At 36.1% G+C, this 15,731-nt stretch carries 14 protein-coding genes; 8 read left to right on the forward strand and 6 right to left on the reverse strand.

The genetic code is table 11. From position 1 onward, the window contains the following. Nucleotides 1–67: 67 nt before the first annotated feature. Nucleotides 68–445, reverse strand: coding sequence for a glycine cleavage system protein GcvH (gcvH, locus tag V6255_RS06175; protein WP_025563429.1), 378 nt, complete (start codon nucleotides 443–445; stop codon nucleotides 68–70). Nucleotides 446–831: 386 nt separating this feature from the next. On the opposite strand from gcvH, the gene V6255_RS06180 reads away from it, so the two are divergent. The 4 genes from V6255_RS06180 to V6255_RS06195 all read left to right on the forward strand — a co-directional run bounded on the left by V6255_RS06180 (nucleotide 832) and on the right by V6255_RS06195 (nucleotide 5,242). Continuing rightward, complete coding sequence (locus V6255_RS06180) at nucleotides 832–1,458, forward strand: XRE family transcriptional regulator (RefSeq protein ID WP_341627367.1); 627 nt, start codon at nucleotides 832–834, stop codon at nucleotides 1,456–1,458. A 252-nt stretch (nucleotides 1,459–1,710) separates the two neighbouring features. Next, on the forward strand, nucleotides 1,711–2,829 hold the full coding sequence (gcvT, locus tag V6255_RS06185) for a glycine cleavage system aminomethyltransferase GcvT (protein ID WP_341627368.1): 1,119 nt from the start codon (nucleotides 1,711–1,713) through the stop codon (nucleotides 2,827–2,829). Between the two features lie 585 nt (nucleotides 2,830–3,414). Continuing rightward, nucleotides 3,415–4,269, forward strand: a complete 855-nt coding sequence (locus V6255_RS06190) for a PhzF family phenazine biosynthesis protein (RefSeq protein ID WP_341627369.1) — start codon at nucleotides 3,415–3,417, stop codon at nucleotides 4,267–4,269. Nucleotides 4,270–4,465: 196 nt separating this feature from the next. After that, the gene (locus V6255_RS06195; protein ID WP_341627392.1) at nucleotides 4,466–5,242 is read left to right on the forward strand and encodes a pseudouridine synthase; all 777 of its coding nucleotides are present in this window, start codon (nucleotides 4,466–4,468) and stop codon (nucleotides 5,240–5,242) included. A gap of 73 nt (nucleotides 5,243–5,315) precedes the next feature. Here V6255_RS06195 and V6255_RS06200 read toward each other — a convergent pair whose 3' ends face one another. Next, nucleotides 5,316–6,257 (reverse strand): M14 family metallocarboxypeptidase, encoded by a 942-nt coding sequence (locus tag V6255_RS06200; protein ID WP_341627370.1) that lies wholly within the window; start codon nucleotides 6,255–6,257, stop codon nucleotides 5,316–5,318. A gap of 99 nt (nucleotides 6,258–6,356) precedes the next feature. Here V6255_RS06200 and trhA point away from each other — a divergent pair, with 99 nt between their 5' ends. Continuing rightward, nucleotides 6,357–6,983 carry a PAQR family membrane homeostasis protein TrhA gene (trhA, locus tag V6255_RS06205; protein ID WP_341627371.1) on the forward strand — a complete coding sequence of 209 codons (627 nt, stop codon included), beginning with the start codon at nucleotides 6,357–6,359 and terminating at the stop codon, nucleotides 6,981–6,983. Nucleotides 6,984–7,159: 176 nt separating this feature from the next. Here the strand turns inward: trhA and V6255_RS06210 are convergent, their stop codons facing one another. The 4 genes from V6255_RS06210 to V6255_RS06225 form a co-directional block, all read right to left on the reverse strand. Next, nucleotides 7,160–7,996, reverse strand: a complete 837-nt coding sequence (locus V6255_RS06210) for an ABC transporter ATP-binding protein (RefSeq protein ID WP_341627372.1) — start codon at nucleotides 7,994–7,996, stop codon at nucleotides 7,160–7,162. A 169-nt stretch (nucleotides 7,997–8,165) separates the two neighbouring features. Beyond that, a complete protein-coding gene (locus V6255_RS06215; protein WP_341627373.1) occupies nucleotides 8,166–9,161 on the reverse strand; it encodes an ABC transporter permease in 996 nt (331 codons plus the stop codon). Nucleotides 9,162–9,286: 125 nt separating this feature from the next. Beyond that, a complete protein-coding gene (locus V6255_RS06220) occupies nucleotides 9,287–10,672 on the reverse strand; it encodes a CmpA/NrtA family ABC transporter substrate-binding protein (RefSeq protein ID WP_341627374.1) in 1,386 nt (461 codons plus the stop codon). Nucleotides 10,673–10,906: 234 nt separating this feature from the next. Beyond that, on the reverse strand, nucleotides 10,907–11,551 hold the full coding sequence (locus tag V6255_RS06225) for an ANTAR domain-containing response regulator (protein ID WP_341627375.1): 645 nt from the start codon (nucleotides 11,549–11,551) through the stop codon (nucleotides 10,907–10,909). Between the two features lie 369 nt (nucleotides 11,552–11,920). Here V6255_RS06225 and V6255_RS06230 point away from each other — a divergent pair, with 369 nt between their 5' ends. The 3 genes from V6255_RS06230 to V6255_RS06240 all read left to right on the forward strand — a co-directional run bounded on the left by V6255_RS06230 (nucleotide 11,921) and on the right by V6255_RS06240 (nucleotide 15,656). Beyond that, a complete protein-coding gene (locus V6255_RS06230) occupies nucleotides 11,921–13,234 on the forward strand; it encodes an Hsp70 family protein (protein ID WP_341627376.1) in 1,314 nt (437 codons plus the stop codon). A 197-nt stretch (nucleotides 13,235–13,431) separates the two neighbouring features. Next, nucleotides 13,432–14,148 (forward strand): PEP-CTERM sorting domain-containing protein, encoded by a 717-nt coding sequence (locus V6255_RS06235; protein WP_341627377.1) that lies wholly within the window; start codon nucleotides 13,432–13,434, stop codon nucleotides 14,146–14,148. Between the two features lie 509 nt (nucleotides 14,149–14,657). Beyond that, complete coding sequence (locus V6255_RS06240) at nucleotides 14,658–15,656, forward strand: DctP family TRAP transporter solute-binding subunit (protein ID WP_341627378.1); 999 nt, start codon at nucleotides 14,658–14,660, stop codon at nucleotides 15,654–15,656. The last annotated feature ends 75 nt before the right edge of the window (nucleotides 15,657–15,731 follow it).

The raw sequence follows: 15,731 nt of genomic DNA on the forward strand, positions 1-15,731 counted from the left end.
AAGTCGCCTTAATAAAGTTAATGGTTCTTTTTACTGTTGATGCAATGTGTTGAGAAAAGCAAAATGCTTATTCCTCGTTCGCTGCATGGTAGTCTTCGCTTGATAGCAAGTTATCTAACTCGCCAGCGTCTGCTAGTTTGATTTTAACAATCCAACCTGCAGAATATGGTGATTCGTTGATTAGCTCTGGGCTACCTTCAAGCTCTTCATTAATCTCAATGATTTCACCTGTTACTGGTGCATAAAGATCTGACGCTGCTTTAACTGATTCTACTAACGAGAATGCTTCACCTGCTTCTGCTTCATCACCTACGTCTGGTAAGTCTACAAATACTACATCACCTAGTAATTTTTGAGCTTGGTTCGAAATGCCCATAGTGATGGTACCGTCGCCGTTGTCTAGTACCCACTCATGTGATTCTGTGAACTTTAATGCACTTTCCATAGTTAAATCCTTAGCTAGTAAATGGTGTTTAGAATAAATGTTGTGCAATGAAGCATAACACTCACTTAATAAATTTAATGAGTCATTAAGATACCGTTAAATAAACTTGTTTCCAATAGTGGAATTAGTTTTCTTGCATAATTAAGTTGAGAAATTAATGTTTAACATCTCACTAACAAGCTTAAATAATAGGCTTAATGCACGTTTATCTACAATATATAACAAAGCAATAACAATTGGCGAGCATTATATGGTCTAATTTTAGTTAAATTAAGCAAAAGTTTCCAAAAGGAAACTTTATTTCTCGAATGTGATCTAGATCGTTATTTTAAGGTGCGCTTTTATTTTTGCAGGTTAATATAGAGAACATTAACAGGAGAGCAGTAATGACTGATCAGCAACACCAAGATATTTATCCATCAATGACCATTTCTACCGATCAGCAAACACAAAAGATTGCGCCCATTAAGCTAGGTGAGCGTTTAAAAGAGATACGTACTTCGTTAGGGTTAACCTTAGAAGAAGCAAGCCAGAAGACTGGTTTAGCGCGGTCTACTTTGTCTAAAATAGAAAACGAGCAAATATCTCCTACGTTTCAAGCAATGCAAAAACTGACTAATGGGCTGCAGATTAATATTCCGCAATTATTTGCAGCACCTAAGCAAGTGAATACAACAGGTCGTCGTGACATTACGCGTAAAGAGGAGGGCAAAGCTCACCCTACATCAACTTATGAACATGAATTATTAGCTACTCAGCTCACCAATAAAAAGATGATGCCGTTTAAGTCGTTAATTCGTGCACGTGATTTTGATGCTTATGCCGATTGGATACGTCATGACGGTGAAGAGTTTTTGTTAGTGCTCAGCGGTGAACTTACTTTTTTCTCAGAATATTATGAACCAGTGAATTTAAGCGAAGGTGATTCTGTTTATTACGATGCGAACATGGGACACATGCTTATTTCAGTGAGTGAAGAGGATGCCTCGATTATATGGGTAACGGCGTCTTAGTTGTTTAACGCTTATTTACTTAACAATTAATTAGTTAGTTCATGCTTAGTTAGTTCATATTTAGTTACTTAACAATTAGTTACTTAGCAATTAGTTGCTTCATGTTAAGTAACTTCATGTTAGTTACTTAACATGAAGTTTTTAGCAGCAAACATTTTAACCATTAACACTTTATAAAAAAATAATATAAACCTTATTAATGACTAAACGTTAGAAGACGTTTAAACCTTACAGCCTTTGGAGTACAACCTGATGTCAGAACAATTATTAGTTACACCTCTTCATGCTTTACACATTGAAATGGGCGCGAAAATGGTGCCTTTCGCTGGTTATGATATGCCAGTTCAATATGCATTAGGTGTAAAAAAAGAACATTTACATTGTCGCCAATCGGCAGGGTTATTTGATGTGTCGCACATGGGGCAACTTCGTTTAAAAGGCGAAGGTGCAGCTAAAGCATTAGAAAAATTAGTGCCTGTAGATATTATTGATTTACCAGCGGGTAAACAACGTTATGCCTTTTTCACTAACGAACAAGGTGGCATTAGTGACGATCTAATGGTAACTAATTTTGGCGACCATTTATTTGTGGTGGTTAATGCGGCTTGTAAAACACAAGATATCGCACATTTAAAAACTAACTTACCAGCAGATGTTGAAATAGAGATTATTGAAGATCGTGCTTTGTTAGCGCTTCAAGGACCTAAAGCGGTTGACATGTTAGCTAAGCTAAACCCAAGTGTTAGCAACATGGTGTTCATGGATGCCGAGAAAGTAGATCTTGTTGGTGTTGAATGTTACGTCAGCCGTTCTGGTTATACGGGTGAAGATGGTTTTGAAATATCAGTACCTGCTGAACAAGCTGAGCAATTAGCGCGTGAGCTATTAGCTAACGATGAAGTTGAATGGATTGGTTTAGGTGCACGTGATTCTTTACGTTTAGAGTGTGGTTTATGTTTATACGGCCATGACTTAGATGAAACAACCACACCTGTTGAAGCGAGCCTTTTATGGGGTATCAGCAAAGTACGCCGTGAAGATGGTTTACGTGCTGGTGGTTTTATTGGTAGTGAGTTAATCCTAGAGCAGATTAAAACTAAAAATATTTCACGCAAGCGTGTTGGTTTAATTGGTAAAACGAAAGCGCCTGTTCGTGAAGGTGCAGTATTATTTGATGCAAACGATAATCAAATTGGTGTAGTAACGAGCGGTACATTTGGTCCATCAAAAGGTATGCCAGTTGCAATGGGTTATATCTACACGGGATTCACTGCTATTGGTACTGAAATATTTGCTGAAGTACGTGGCAAAAAGCTAGCAATGACAGTAGAAAAAATGCCTTTTGTTGCGCAAAGTTATTACCGAGGCTAAACCTTTTATTTAAAACCCTATTGAAGGTTAATATTTTATAGAGCAGGCTATTGCCTGCTTTTTTTATGCTTATTGATGATGATAATGCTTAATAATAAATTTAACTGTATAAATAAATAGTACATTATTATTCGTAGACTGAGCCAAAAACCAGACATATATGCTTGTATTGCTCAATTAACAACCATTTCCCCTTATTTTTAACGTATTCATGATAATTTCTTTTTAATATTTAACATTTGCTGTATTTATATACAGCTATTTTTTGATTGTTAATTTTTAAGTATAACTTTTTAAGTATGAGTTTTTAAGCAGTGTGAATTTGTAAGCAGTACTAATTTGTAAGGTCTGAGATTTTGTAAAATAAGCGTTTCAATTGAAAAGAATTAAATATTCCAACAATTTAGGCTTAAATAAAAAAGGAACGCTTACTATTCATGATGAGGTTAATTTGGTTTTATGCCAATGACATTAAACGACATTAGAAAATATTAAAATAAGATTACCCCAACTCTATCTTGTATCTTTGTCACTCACCCCTGATACTAACCATTCAATATTGGTAAAGTTAACGGAGCAAAAATAATGGAACTCGCAATATATGTGGTAGATACATTCACCGAACAACAATTTAAAGGTAATTCTGCTGCTGTTGTGCCTTTGACTGAATGGATAGCCGATGAATTAATGCAAAATATTGCCATTGAAAATAACTTATCTGAAACCGCTTTTTTTAAAAAAGTGGCGCCTAACCGTTACGAAATACGTTGGTTCTCACCGTTAACTGAAATTGATTTCTGTGGGCATGCTACGTTAGCGTCTTCATTTATCTTGTTTAATCAGTTTGATGTTCAAGGTGACATTGATTTTGTGACGTTGGAAGTAGGGACTTTATCGGTTCAGCAGTTAGATAATGGACGTATTCAAATGCGTTTTCCTAATCAATTGCCTGACGTTGTGAAAGATATTCCACCAGCATTACTTGATGGCTTATCTATAAAACCGTTAGTAGTAATGAAGAATAGACAAGCTTATTTTGCTGTTCTAGCCTCCGCAAACGACGTATTAAACGTTGAATATAACGCAGAGTTGCTTAAGTTGTTAGCGCCGTATGACTTAGTGGTGACATCAAGTTGCAATGTTGATGATTCTGATTTAAGTATTAATGAAGGTAATGTTAGCAAAAGTAAGGATGCAGGTATAAATCCTGATTTTATATCTCGATACTTTTGGCCTGCCAGCGGAGGAGATGAAGACCCAGTTACTGGCTCTATCCATGCAGGGTTAGCTCCGTACTGGTCAACGCGCCTGAATAAAAATAGGTTAACCGCTTACCAAGCTTCAAAACGTGGTGGCATTCTCTATTGTGAAATAGAAAACGATCGAGTGTTAGTGTCTGGTTCTGCTGTTTTATATCTTCAAGGTAAAATATTTGTGTAAACAGTTTAACTTGTTTCGTTGATTCAAATGGTTAGTTAAAGTCGTTAATGGGAATGGTTTGTCACGTTATTGGTAGAGTGCCGTTACACATCGTTATTCACACCACGACTATGCTAACAATATTATTAACGGCAACATGACTAATAGCAGCATTAGCATTCACTACAATCACCGTTTACAAGGTACGTTTTATATTATGCGTCTAGATAAATTCATTTGTAAGAGTACGGCCTTAACTAAAGCGCAAGCCGTTGAAAGGCTCCTTAACAATCAAGTGGTGGTTAATAAAGCGATTGTTAACGATGCAGCTTTTCAAGTACATGAAAATAATCACGTAACACTCGACGGTCAATTGTTAGTTTGTGGTCCATTTCGTTATTTGTTAATGAATAAACCTGCTAATACCATTTGTTCTAATGTCGATGACGTTTATCCTTCTGTATTAAATCTTTTAACTGATTTAAATACTGAAGTGGGTAGCTGTGATGTGAATGAATCTGTCATCGATACACCCGATATAGATATACCGAACATAGACACCCCCAAAATACTCGAAACTACTGAGTTGCATATAGCAGGGCGCTTAGATGCGGATACGACAGGCCTCATTTTAATTACTGACGACGGCCGTTGGACATTTAACATTACTTTACCGACGAACGATTGTAAGAAAGTATATCGAGTGGGTTTATCAAAGCCTTTACAAGCGCATCTTATTGAACAATTTAATCAAGGTATTCAATTACAAGGAGAAGCTAAGTTAACTTTACCTGCAACGCTTGTTCAACTAGCTGAAAAAGAAGTGTTATTAACTATTACTGAAGGTAAATTCCATCAAGTTAAGCGTATGTTTGCGGCTGTTGGTAATCGAGTGATTAAATTGCATCGAGAGCAAATTGGAGACGTGAAACTTGATGTTGAATTAGGAAAGTGGCGTTATTTAACACCACTTGAGGTTGCTTCTTTTGTTTAATCTTTCATCTTTAACTTTTAATCTAGTTTTTATCTTTTATAAAGAAGCAACTAACATGTGGCTAAACGCTTAGCTATTTAGCTATTTCAGGCAAATGGATTTGTATTAGGTAATCTAAGGCAGATTCAATCGCGGCAACTTGTGCATTATTGCAGTCTTCAGGTGTTGCACTGTCACTATCGGGATAAACTTCCGTCGTTGTTGTGAACTTAGCATCCGTCATACCCGCACATAAGCCTAATGCTTTTACTGGATAATATATAACGCCTTCATATTCCGCTGTAGAGCCAATGATTTTACCATTGTTATCAGCAGGCGCTATATGAGTCACTTGCTTAACCGCTTTAATGATAGTGTTCTGGAAATCAACGCACTTATTCTCTGAGTCGCCGACTAAGTAGAAACCATCTGGAATAGTATCTGCCATATACTGTTCGCCGTCTCTGGCTGCTAATGCGGGTCTAAATTCACTTTCATCGGTATCGGTAGTTTCATGTAAATCGATGTGTAAAAGCAGTTCTCCCTCTAAATCATTAACGAAATTGATTGCGTGTACGGCTTCTTGGCTTTGACTATCGGTAGTAAATGAACGGTTAGGATCAACTGCATAAGGATTCCAACGTGCTATATGTTCATATCCCCAAGGACTAATGCAAGGTAACACAACAAGGTTAAACTGAGAGAGGTAATCTTGAGCTGAAGTATGTAAAAACTGAATTGCACCCTGTACACCACTTGTTTCATAACCGTGGACACCGCCAGTGACTAATATTACTGGTTTATTTATATCCCAATTTCTACTTTGTAGTGCGAACAATGGGTAACTATTCGTGTCAATACTTAGCGTACCGTATTGTAATAGGTTAAAACCATGGGATGAAAGTGATTTAAGTTTCGCTATCACTTCATCCGCGTAAGATCGAGATTTAACAGCTGCATCATGCCATTGCTTTTTTTGATCATCAGACCAAGGAGTGCCTGGCGTACCAATAGGGTAAAATGTATTCTCTGACATAATATTTTCCTTAGTAATTATTTATTTTAAGTGTGAGATACGCCATTTAAGTCATACTATTGATGAACTTAATATCCTATCATTAATAGAAAGGTTTTTATGTATTACGGCGAAAAACTCAATAGTATTACCCATCTTATTGGTGCCATCTTAGCTTTAATTGGCTTTGGCGCATTATTAACGATTGCTTTTCAAGAATATAATTGGCGAATTATCGTTAGTTTTATTGTGTTTGGAACTACCTTGATCATGCTTTATACGATGTCGACTTTATATCATAGTTTCCATCCACCTAAACTTAAAAGAATTTTTCAACAGTTAGACCATGTTTCAATTTATCTCTTGATTGCTGGGACCTATACGCCTTATATGTTACTGACATTACAAGGTAACGGAGGCATGTTAATGCTTGCCTTAGTGTGGGGACTTGCTGTGATAGGTTTATTGATTGATGTGTTAGTGGTTAAACGAATAGAGTGGTTACAAATCGTTATCTATTTGGCAATGGGCTGGATATGTGTTTTTAAGTATTCTGCATTACAAATCGCTATACCGGGTGCGGGTATCAGTTGGTTAACTATTGGTGGAATCACTTATACTGTTGGTATTATATTTTATGTATTAGATGATTTGACTAACATGAAGCATGCACATGGGATTTGGCATCTTTTTGTATTGATGGGATCAATTAGTCACTTTATCTCGATAGCATTCTACGTTCGATAGTCATTAATAGTTATTGACTGCACTTATACCTTGAGACTTGAATTCAAGACTGTAATTAATGACTATATGTAAATTCAGTCTTTTTAACCTCTGTACTTGTTACTTGATTAATCGGGGGGATTTAACCCCCCAATTTATTAGCCGGTTTATTGTCTGCTCTATTATTATCATAAAAGCTAAGCCGTTTTTGCAGTGGTACCTGTCGAAATAGTTTTATTTTTAATGGTTTCAACTTTACGTTGTTTTTCATATAAGAAAGTCAATACCTCAGATCGTAAACGATTATAATGTGCATCTTTTGATAAGCTTAATCGATCGCGAGGGCGCTCTAAATCTACATGAAGAATCTCACCGACCGTTGCACTTGGACCATTGGTCATCATGACTATACGGTCTGATAACAATACGGCTTCATCTACATCATGCGTGATCATAATGACAGTATTGTTCAATTCATTTTGAATTTCCATTAATGAATCTTGCATATGTGCTCTTGTTAATGCATCCAAAGCACCAAAAGGTTCATCCATTAATAAAACCTCTGGTTGCATTGCTAACGCACGGGCAATGCCGACACGTTGTTTCATACCGCCAGATATTTCATTAGGACGCTTATACATAGCATGGTCCATATGTACGAGTTTTAAATTATGTTCAATCCATTCTTTCTTTGCTGGTTTGCTCATTGTTTTGCCAAAAACTTGTTCAACAGCAAGCTCTACATTTTGATACGCGGTTAACCAAGGTAATAATGAGTGATTCTGAAAAACAACGGCACGTTCAGGGCCGGGTTCAGTGACTTCTCTACCACTTAAAATAACGCCGCCTTTGGTTGCTTGGTATAAGCCAGCAACGACGTTTAATACGGTTGATTTACCACAGCCCGAATGCCCGATCAGTGAAACAAATTCACCTTTTTTTATTTTTAAATCAACGTCTTTAAGCGCTGTGAAACCACCTTCAGGTGTTGGGAAAGCCATATCTATATGGCTTATATCAAGTAAAGTATCCATGTTTGTTCCTTAATCGCTTTAAAATCATTGTTTGCTGTAGTGATTTAATCGCATTTTTGTTAGTTGTTCTATTAAATTAACTGCTTACTAAATAACGCTAAGCGACTGTCGTTAGCGCTATTTTTACTGTTTACTGTTAAGTGAGTTTCGTACTGCTAAATTGTTATATTTAAACCGTTGTCGCTGATTTATCCCAAGATGCCATGCGTTGAAGTTGTAACATGCCTCTATCAAGTACGAATCCGATAAAACCAATTACAATAACTGCCGCCATGATGCGTGCTAAAGAATCAGAGCTACCATTTTGAAACTCATCCCATACAAATTTACCAAGGCCTGGATTTTGTGCCAACATTTCTGCGGCTATTAATACCATCCACGCCACACCAAAAGATAAACGCATACCGGTAAATATCATTGGTACTGATGCTGGTAATACAATTTTCTTAATATGAGTGAATAGTGGTAGGCGTAAAACGCGACTGACATTTTTTAAGTCTTGATCTAACGATGAAACACCAATTGAAGTATTGATAACCATCGGCCATAAGCTACAAAGTGTTACTGTTAATAATGAATTAACAAATGATTTAGACACTAAAGGATCGTCTGAAACATAGAGTGCACTTACCACCATGGTAACTAGTGGTAGCCATGCTAGAGGAGATACGGGCTTGAATATTTGAATAATCGGATTCACAGCTGAGTTGAGGTTTTTACTTAACCCCATCGCGATACCTAATGGAATAGCAATGATTGCGGCTAATAAAAATCCACTGGTGACAGTGATTAAGCTAGTGATGATTTGATCTATAAATGTTTCTTTACCGGTGTAGTTTCTAATCTTTGCTTCGTAAGCTGGGTCTGCAGCTAATCTCGCATCATTACGAACTTCTTGACGTAGATAAAATTTATCTGCTTTTGCTCTTTCTGCTGTGTGCTCGTCATACAATGAATGAAACTGTTGGTAAACCGCATTAGGCCCAGGGAAATCACCTAATGAAGTGTGAATGTTTTTAGCGGCAACACTCCAGAAAAATAGAAATATCATGATGCCTATGCACGGTAATACTAATAATTTACAAAGTGATTTAAACCAACCTTGTAATTTTTGACTTGTTATCGACGAAAATTCTAACTTATTGCTTAGTGAGCTTGTTGTCATTGCGACTGTTCCTTATTGAACGCTGTTTTGATACCCGAACCAAGCGTAGGAGCGGGTATCAATTGCTTTTTAAAGACTAAATTTAAATTTTATTTATGTACTTTTTTAGTAACAGTTAAATAACCTTAAATTTTGTCATCTTTTTTAAGTCCAATTTTGAAAGAGTCTATGTAAGCATTTGGTGTGTTACCGTCATAAACTAAGTCATCAATAAAGTGCGTTTGTGGTGCTCTAAAGCCTTTCTCTGTTGCAAAGTCAGGGAAATCTTTAGCATCAGCTAGTTTTTCATCAATTAGAGATTGTGCTGCTTGTTGGTAGATATCTGGACGGTAAACTTTTTTCGCTAAGTCTTTGTACCATTCATCTGATTTAGCTTCTGAAATTTGACCCCAACGACGCATCTGCGTTAAGTACCAGATTGCATCTGAGTAGTATGGGTAAGTCGCATTATGTCTAAAGAATACGTTGAAATCAGGTACATCTCGTTTGTCGCCTTTTTCGTATTCAAATGTTCCAGTCATACTGTTTGCAATGACTTCATAATCGGCACCTACGTAGTTAGATTGCGATAATATTTTTACTGCTGCAGGGCGATTTGCATTATCTTTTTCGTCTAACCACATAGCCGCACGAATTAATGCGCGTGTTAAACGAATCGTTGTGTTCGGGTATTTTTCAGCAAATTCAGCAGTTAAACCAAATACTTTCTCTGGATTATTTTTCCAGATTTCGTAATCAGTGACTACCGGTACACCAATACCTTTAAATACAGCTTGTTGGTTCCATGGTTCACCTACGGAATAACCGTAGATAGTACCTGCTTCCAATGTTGATGGCATTTGTGGTGGAGGTGTTACAGATAAGATAGCATCGCCATCGATATGACCGCTTGTATCACCTTTATGTGGTGCGTAAAAGCCTGGGTGAATGTCACCAGCTGCTAACCAATATCTTAATTCATAGTTATGTGTTGATACAGGGAATACCATGCCTAGATTGAATGGTTTACCTTGTGCTTTATAAGATTCAACCACTGGTTTTAAAGCATCCGCTTTAATTGGATGAACAGGCCAGCCATCGGCTTGTTTAGGAATGTTTGGTTTCATCTGTTTCCAAATTTCATTAGAAACCGTGATCGCATTACCATTTAAGTCCATTGAAAAAGGCGTAATGATATGGGCTTTCGTACCAAAGCCCATTGTTGCAGCAATTGGTTGGCCTGCTAACATGTGAGCACCATCTAGCGTGCCATCAATCAAACCATTTAACAGTACTTTCCAGTTAGCTTGTGCTTCTATAGTGACGTATAAACCTTCATCTTCGAAATAACCATTTTCATAAGCAATGGCGATCGGCGCCATATCTGTTAATTTAATAAAGCCAAATTTTAGTTCTTCCTTTTCCGGATACCCTAACTTTTCAGCTTGTGCAAAAGAAATCACTGTTGCTGATATTGCGATGCTTAATGCCAGTTTTTTAGCGACAAATTTGACTGGTTTAATCCAACTCATTATATAAATCCTTTTATTTTGGTTATTTTGATGCAAAAAAAAGCGCTCATTAGCCTCCTTACAAGAAGGGGGTTAATGAGCGCCATTGCTCTTTTTAAATACTTAAACGTCATTGTTTAAGTTTAAATTTTTATTTTCATTATCGCCGTTGATAATAAAAAGGGTGTTACTTTTTCATTTACATATTTTAGCTATGTCGCTCTAATTAACGACAAGTTGTTTTACAGCTGTTTTTTAATGAGTAAAAACAGTAATAATATTATTTGATACCTCTGCTAATGTTTGCCCATTATTCATGGCCATTTTTCGCAATAAAGTAAATGCTTCCTGCTCTGTTATTTTTCTCTGCTGCATAAGATAACCTTTTGCTCGCTCCACAATTTTACGGTCAGCTAACAGGGTTTTTGTTTGTTTTAACTCTTTAACTAATTTTTGATGTTGTGCAAACCTTTCGCAAGCAACACTGATCAAACTATTTAAACGATGAGGTTGAATGTCATTGACGATATATGCACTTACACCCGCTTTGATAGATGATTTAATTAATGATTGAGTTTCTTGTTTTGCAAAAACCAACACTGGTAAAGGCGTTAGTTTATTAATACTAGTTAATTCTTTTAATATTTCATCAGAGGGAGCATCTGTATTAATGATCAAAATATTAGGAAAACTTTGTGCACATTTTTCTGACAATAATACATCGCTATTTACATGATGAGTTACGTTGTAATCAAGATCGATAAGTGATTGTTTTAATATGGAATTGTTATTCTCGTTAATTTTTAAAGTAGTAATACATTGATCAACATTGCCTTCTTCGACAAGTAAAACAGCACTTTTCTGTTTGGGCTTCATCTGCTCAGTTTGTGTTGCGACCATTGTCACTACTCCTAGTAAAAAACGGTTAACATCCATTTTACAATAATGATATAGCACATTAGATGCCATGTTTGTTATTTGCATTTAAATCAATAGCTTATGTTTTTTATGAGGTGTTTTTTATTGTTTTTAAAGGATAAATATTGCACCAATCAAGCGAATTATTTGTCATTTTGCACTGAATTGGTGCGCAATGAAGGGGTATTTTAAGGATATATTAATGACATTTTTTAAACGATGAAATAGGTAGCTATTAAAATTAAATGTTATTTATTTATCAATAACATTTGAATTTTTTTAATCCATATTTGTATTTATGACTTGATAAGGTAATATCTCGCCCCTTATTTTTTTTCATTAGGCAAACCTATGACAACTGATTTTATTGGCATTGATTTTGGTACGAGTAATTGTGCTGTTGCAGCACTAGTTAACGACTTACCAACACTAATTGTTGTAGATGAGAACAGCGAAAATCCTTATAAAATACGCTCTGCGATTTACCTTGCTCATGATGAATCTGGTGATGATAGTCTAGATGCTAAAGCAAATGAGCAAACCTTAAATGATATGTTAGCTGCGGGGGAGATCTTATTCGGTGAGCAAGGTTTTAATGCTTTTTTGCAAACGCCACATGAAGGCCGATATGTTAACAGCCCTAAAAACTTTTTAGGGGCAAAAATTCCTAAACGTTTATTAGATAGTTTCGAAAAGCTAGTGGTGCGTTTTCTTTCGTATTTAAAGAAGTGTGCAGAGAAACAACTTTCCGTTGTTATTACTAAAGCGGTAATTGCCCGTCCAGTTAATTATCATTCAACAATGGGTGAGCTAGGCAATAAGCAAGCTGAAGCATTAATGTTACGGGCAGCCAATAAAGTGGGATTTACAGACGTTGAGTTTATCCATGAACCTTTAGCAGCTGCTTATCACTTTGAGCAGAATATCGATAAAGCAACCGATGCGATGGTTGTCGATTTAGGGGGTGGTACGTCAGATGTTACTTTCTGTATGTTAAGCAAAGAAAATGCAGAGAAACTGGATCGCAGTGCTGATATCTATTCAACCGTGGGCATTCGTCAAGGCGGTATCGTTTGCGATAAATTATTAGCGAGTGGCATTGTTTCACCTTTATTTGGTAGAGGTACTCGTACTAACAGTGGAAGAGCTATTCCCAATATGCTGTTCTCGGGCGTTTACGATATCGATAATATGCCATTAATGAGTGATTTTTATTCTCCTGCCCGTAGTAAGTCGATTACTGAATACATTAATGAAAGTGAAGATCCCATTCCGTTAATGCGTTTACAACAAGTTCAAAAAGAAAGGCTAACACATCAATTAATGCATGCGATTGAGTTAGCTAAGATTAACTTAAGTGATAATGAGATAGCTGAACTGCCTTTATTATTCATCGACAATTCACTTGAACTTGATATTGAACGTCAACAAGTATCTGAAACCATGGTTAATTGGTTAGATAAAATGTTTGTGATGATTGACGATGCAATAGAACAAGCACAGAGGACTCCTGAAATTATTTATTTAACAGGAGGCATGGGGTTATCTCCTTTAGTGCAACAAGCGTTAAGTGAACGATATCCTTCTGTTTCTATCTCTGTTGCTGATGCATTTAGCTCCGTTGTGTTTGGCGCATTATTAAAAGCGAAGCGTTTGTATACTTAATGAGTAGATATTTCAGAAATGTTTACGAAATACTTAGTAATGACTTATATTTGACTAGGTGGATGGGTGATATAATCTGTTGTATCAATGATTAAGCTTGGTGTTTAGCCATTTTTATTATTCATTGTCATTATATGCTCTTTATTAACCATTCACTTTCCGTGAGCTAAGTTAATATTATAAATTAAGGAACAATTATGAAATTAAAACACTGGATTGTATTAGCTGCCTCAACAGCAATGATGCCATTAGCATCTGCTACTACTATTGCTTTTGACGGTTTAGATAACGGAACAATTGTCGATGACGAGTACTTTGCTGATTATGGCATTACTTTTAATGGTACTAATGTTTTTCAAAATGAAAGCAATCTAGCTGTTGTTTTTGACAGTAGCCTAACGAATACTCAAGATAGTGATTTAGAATCGCCTTTTACGAATATTAATAATCCAAGTTTGGGAACTTCTAATCCAGGTAATATTTTAGTTATCCATGAAAACCCTAGCACTTGTGATGCATTGACTTGTACAAATCCAGATGACGAAGGTAATCGTCCTGCGGGATATTTTACAATTGACTTTTCTGAAGCTATTACGTTAAACAGTATCGATTTCTTTGATATTGAGTCTGAAGAAGCAACTGATCATAACGAGATTAATTTATACGATGTCAATGGCGATGAAATTAGTGCAGGTACTTTTTTCACTCCAGGTACTGGCGGTAATAATACGTGGGATCGTTTATTATTTGATGTAACGGGTGTTTACTCGTTAGAAATAAACCTTAATGGTTCTGGTGCTATCAGTAATTTAAATTTTGATTATGCAACCGTTTCTGTTCCTGAGCCTTCAACCCTCGCTGTTTTCGGTTTAGCATTGTTAGGTTTTGCAGGTTCAGTTCGCCGTAAAGCTTAATGTGAAGTTTTAATTTAATTTAAAACTTATCTTTTAAAGAGGTCACTTCAGTGGCCTTTTTTTATGCTTAATCAAAAATTGATCTAGCGTCTTTAGCTATCTTTCTTAGTTATCTTTCTTAGCTATATTTCTAACTTATCTATTTTAGTTACTTTCCTTACTGGCTTTTAATACAGTAGCTCTTCATGTTCTGTCTTTTTATATAGTGAAGTTGATATAGCTTCTTATATGGAAATCATAAAATGGCGGCTTTTGACTCATTGTTTATTTTTTAATGGGTAGATTTCCCCCCATTCTATCAATGATACCTTTTCTTTAAATACAAACACTTCTCTGTATTCCTTACTACCAGTGCATTGTTAACATTAATTTAACATTGGCTCGCCCCTTGCTATATCAACCCATACGATAGAACGTTTTCGTTATTAATTTATAGAACAATATTGTTAAAACAATCTTTACTCAACATACGCAATTAACGCGTACCAATATGGATATAGGAGCTCAACATGTTTAAAAAATTAACGGTTATGTCTTTATGTAGTGCAGCACTTTTAAGTGGTGCTAATGCTTATGCTAATTGTGATCCTGGTGAGATGGTGATCAAGTTTAGTCATGTTACTAATTCTGATAAGCACCCTAAAGGGGTCGCTGCATCATTATTAGAACAACGAGTGAATACTGAAATGAATGGTAAAGCGTGTATGCAGGTTTTTCCAAACTCCACTTTATATGATGATAACCAAGTATTAGAAGCACTGTTAAATGGTGATGTGCAACTAGCAGCTCCTTCTTTATCTAAGTTTGAAAAAATCACTAAAAAATATCGCATTTTCGATTTACCGTTTCTTTTCACAGACGTTGCTGCTGTTGATAGATTTCAGAACTCTGAAGCGGGCGATAAGTTAAAAAATGCGATGAATCGTCGTGGTTTAAAAGGATTAGAGTTTTGGCATAACGGTATGAAACAAATGTCAGCGAATAAACCTTTGTTGTTACCAAGTGACGCTAAAGGGCTTAAGTTCCGTGTACAAGCATCTGACGTGTTAGTTGCACAATTTGAACAACTAGGTGCTAATCCTCAAAAAATGTCATTTAAAGAGGTTTACGGCGGTCTACAGACTAAAGTTATCGATGGACAAGAAAATACTTGGTCAAATACTTACGGTAAAAAATTCTTTGAAGTTCAAGACGGCGTAACAGAAACGAATCACGGTATTTTAGACTACTTAGTCGTGACTTCTGGCGATTGGTGGGACAACTTACCTGATGATATTCGTGACCAATTAGGCACTATTTTAAAAGAAGTAACTGAAGTTAGAAATGCTGAATCAACGGTTGTGAATGAAGCGAACAAGCAAAACATTATCAAAGCGGGCGGTGTTGTTCGTACTTTAACAGCAGAGCAACGTGAAGCTTGGGTTACTGCACTTAAACCAGTATGGAAAAAATATGAAAAAGATATTGGTAGTGACTTACTTGAGGCAGCACAAGCTTCTAATCAGTAACTATTAAAATTTAGCCATTGCCTGCCATGATTATTTCGATTGGTAGGTAATGGCTTTACTGAATAGCGTTAAAAT

The organism is Psychromonas arctica (assembly GCF_038155225.1).
GTDB classification, from domain to species: domain Bacteria; phylum Pseudomonadota; class Gammaproteobacteria; order Enterobacterales; family Psychromonadaceae; genus Psychromonas; species Psychromonas arctica_B.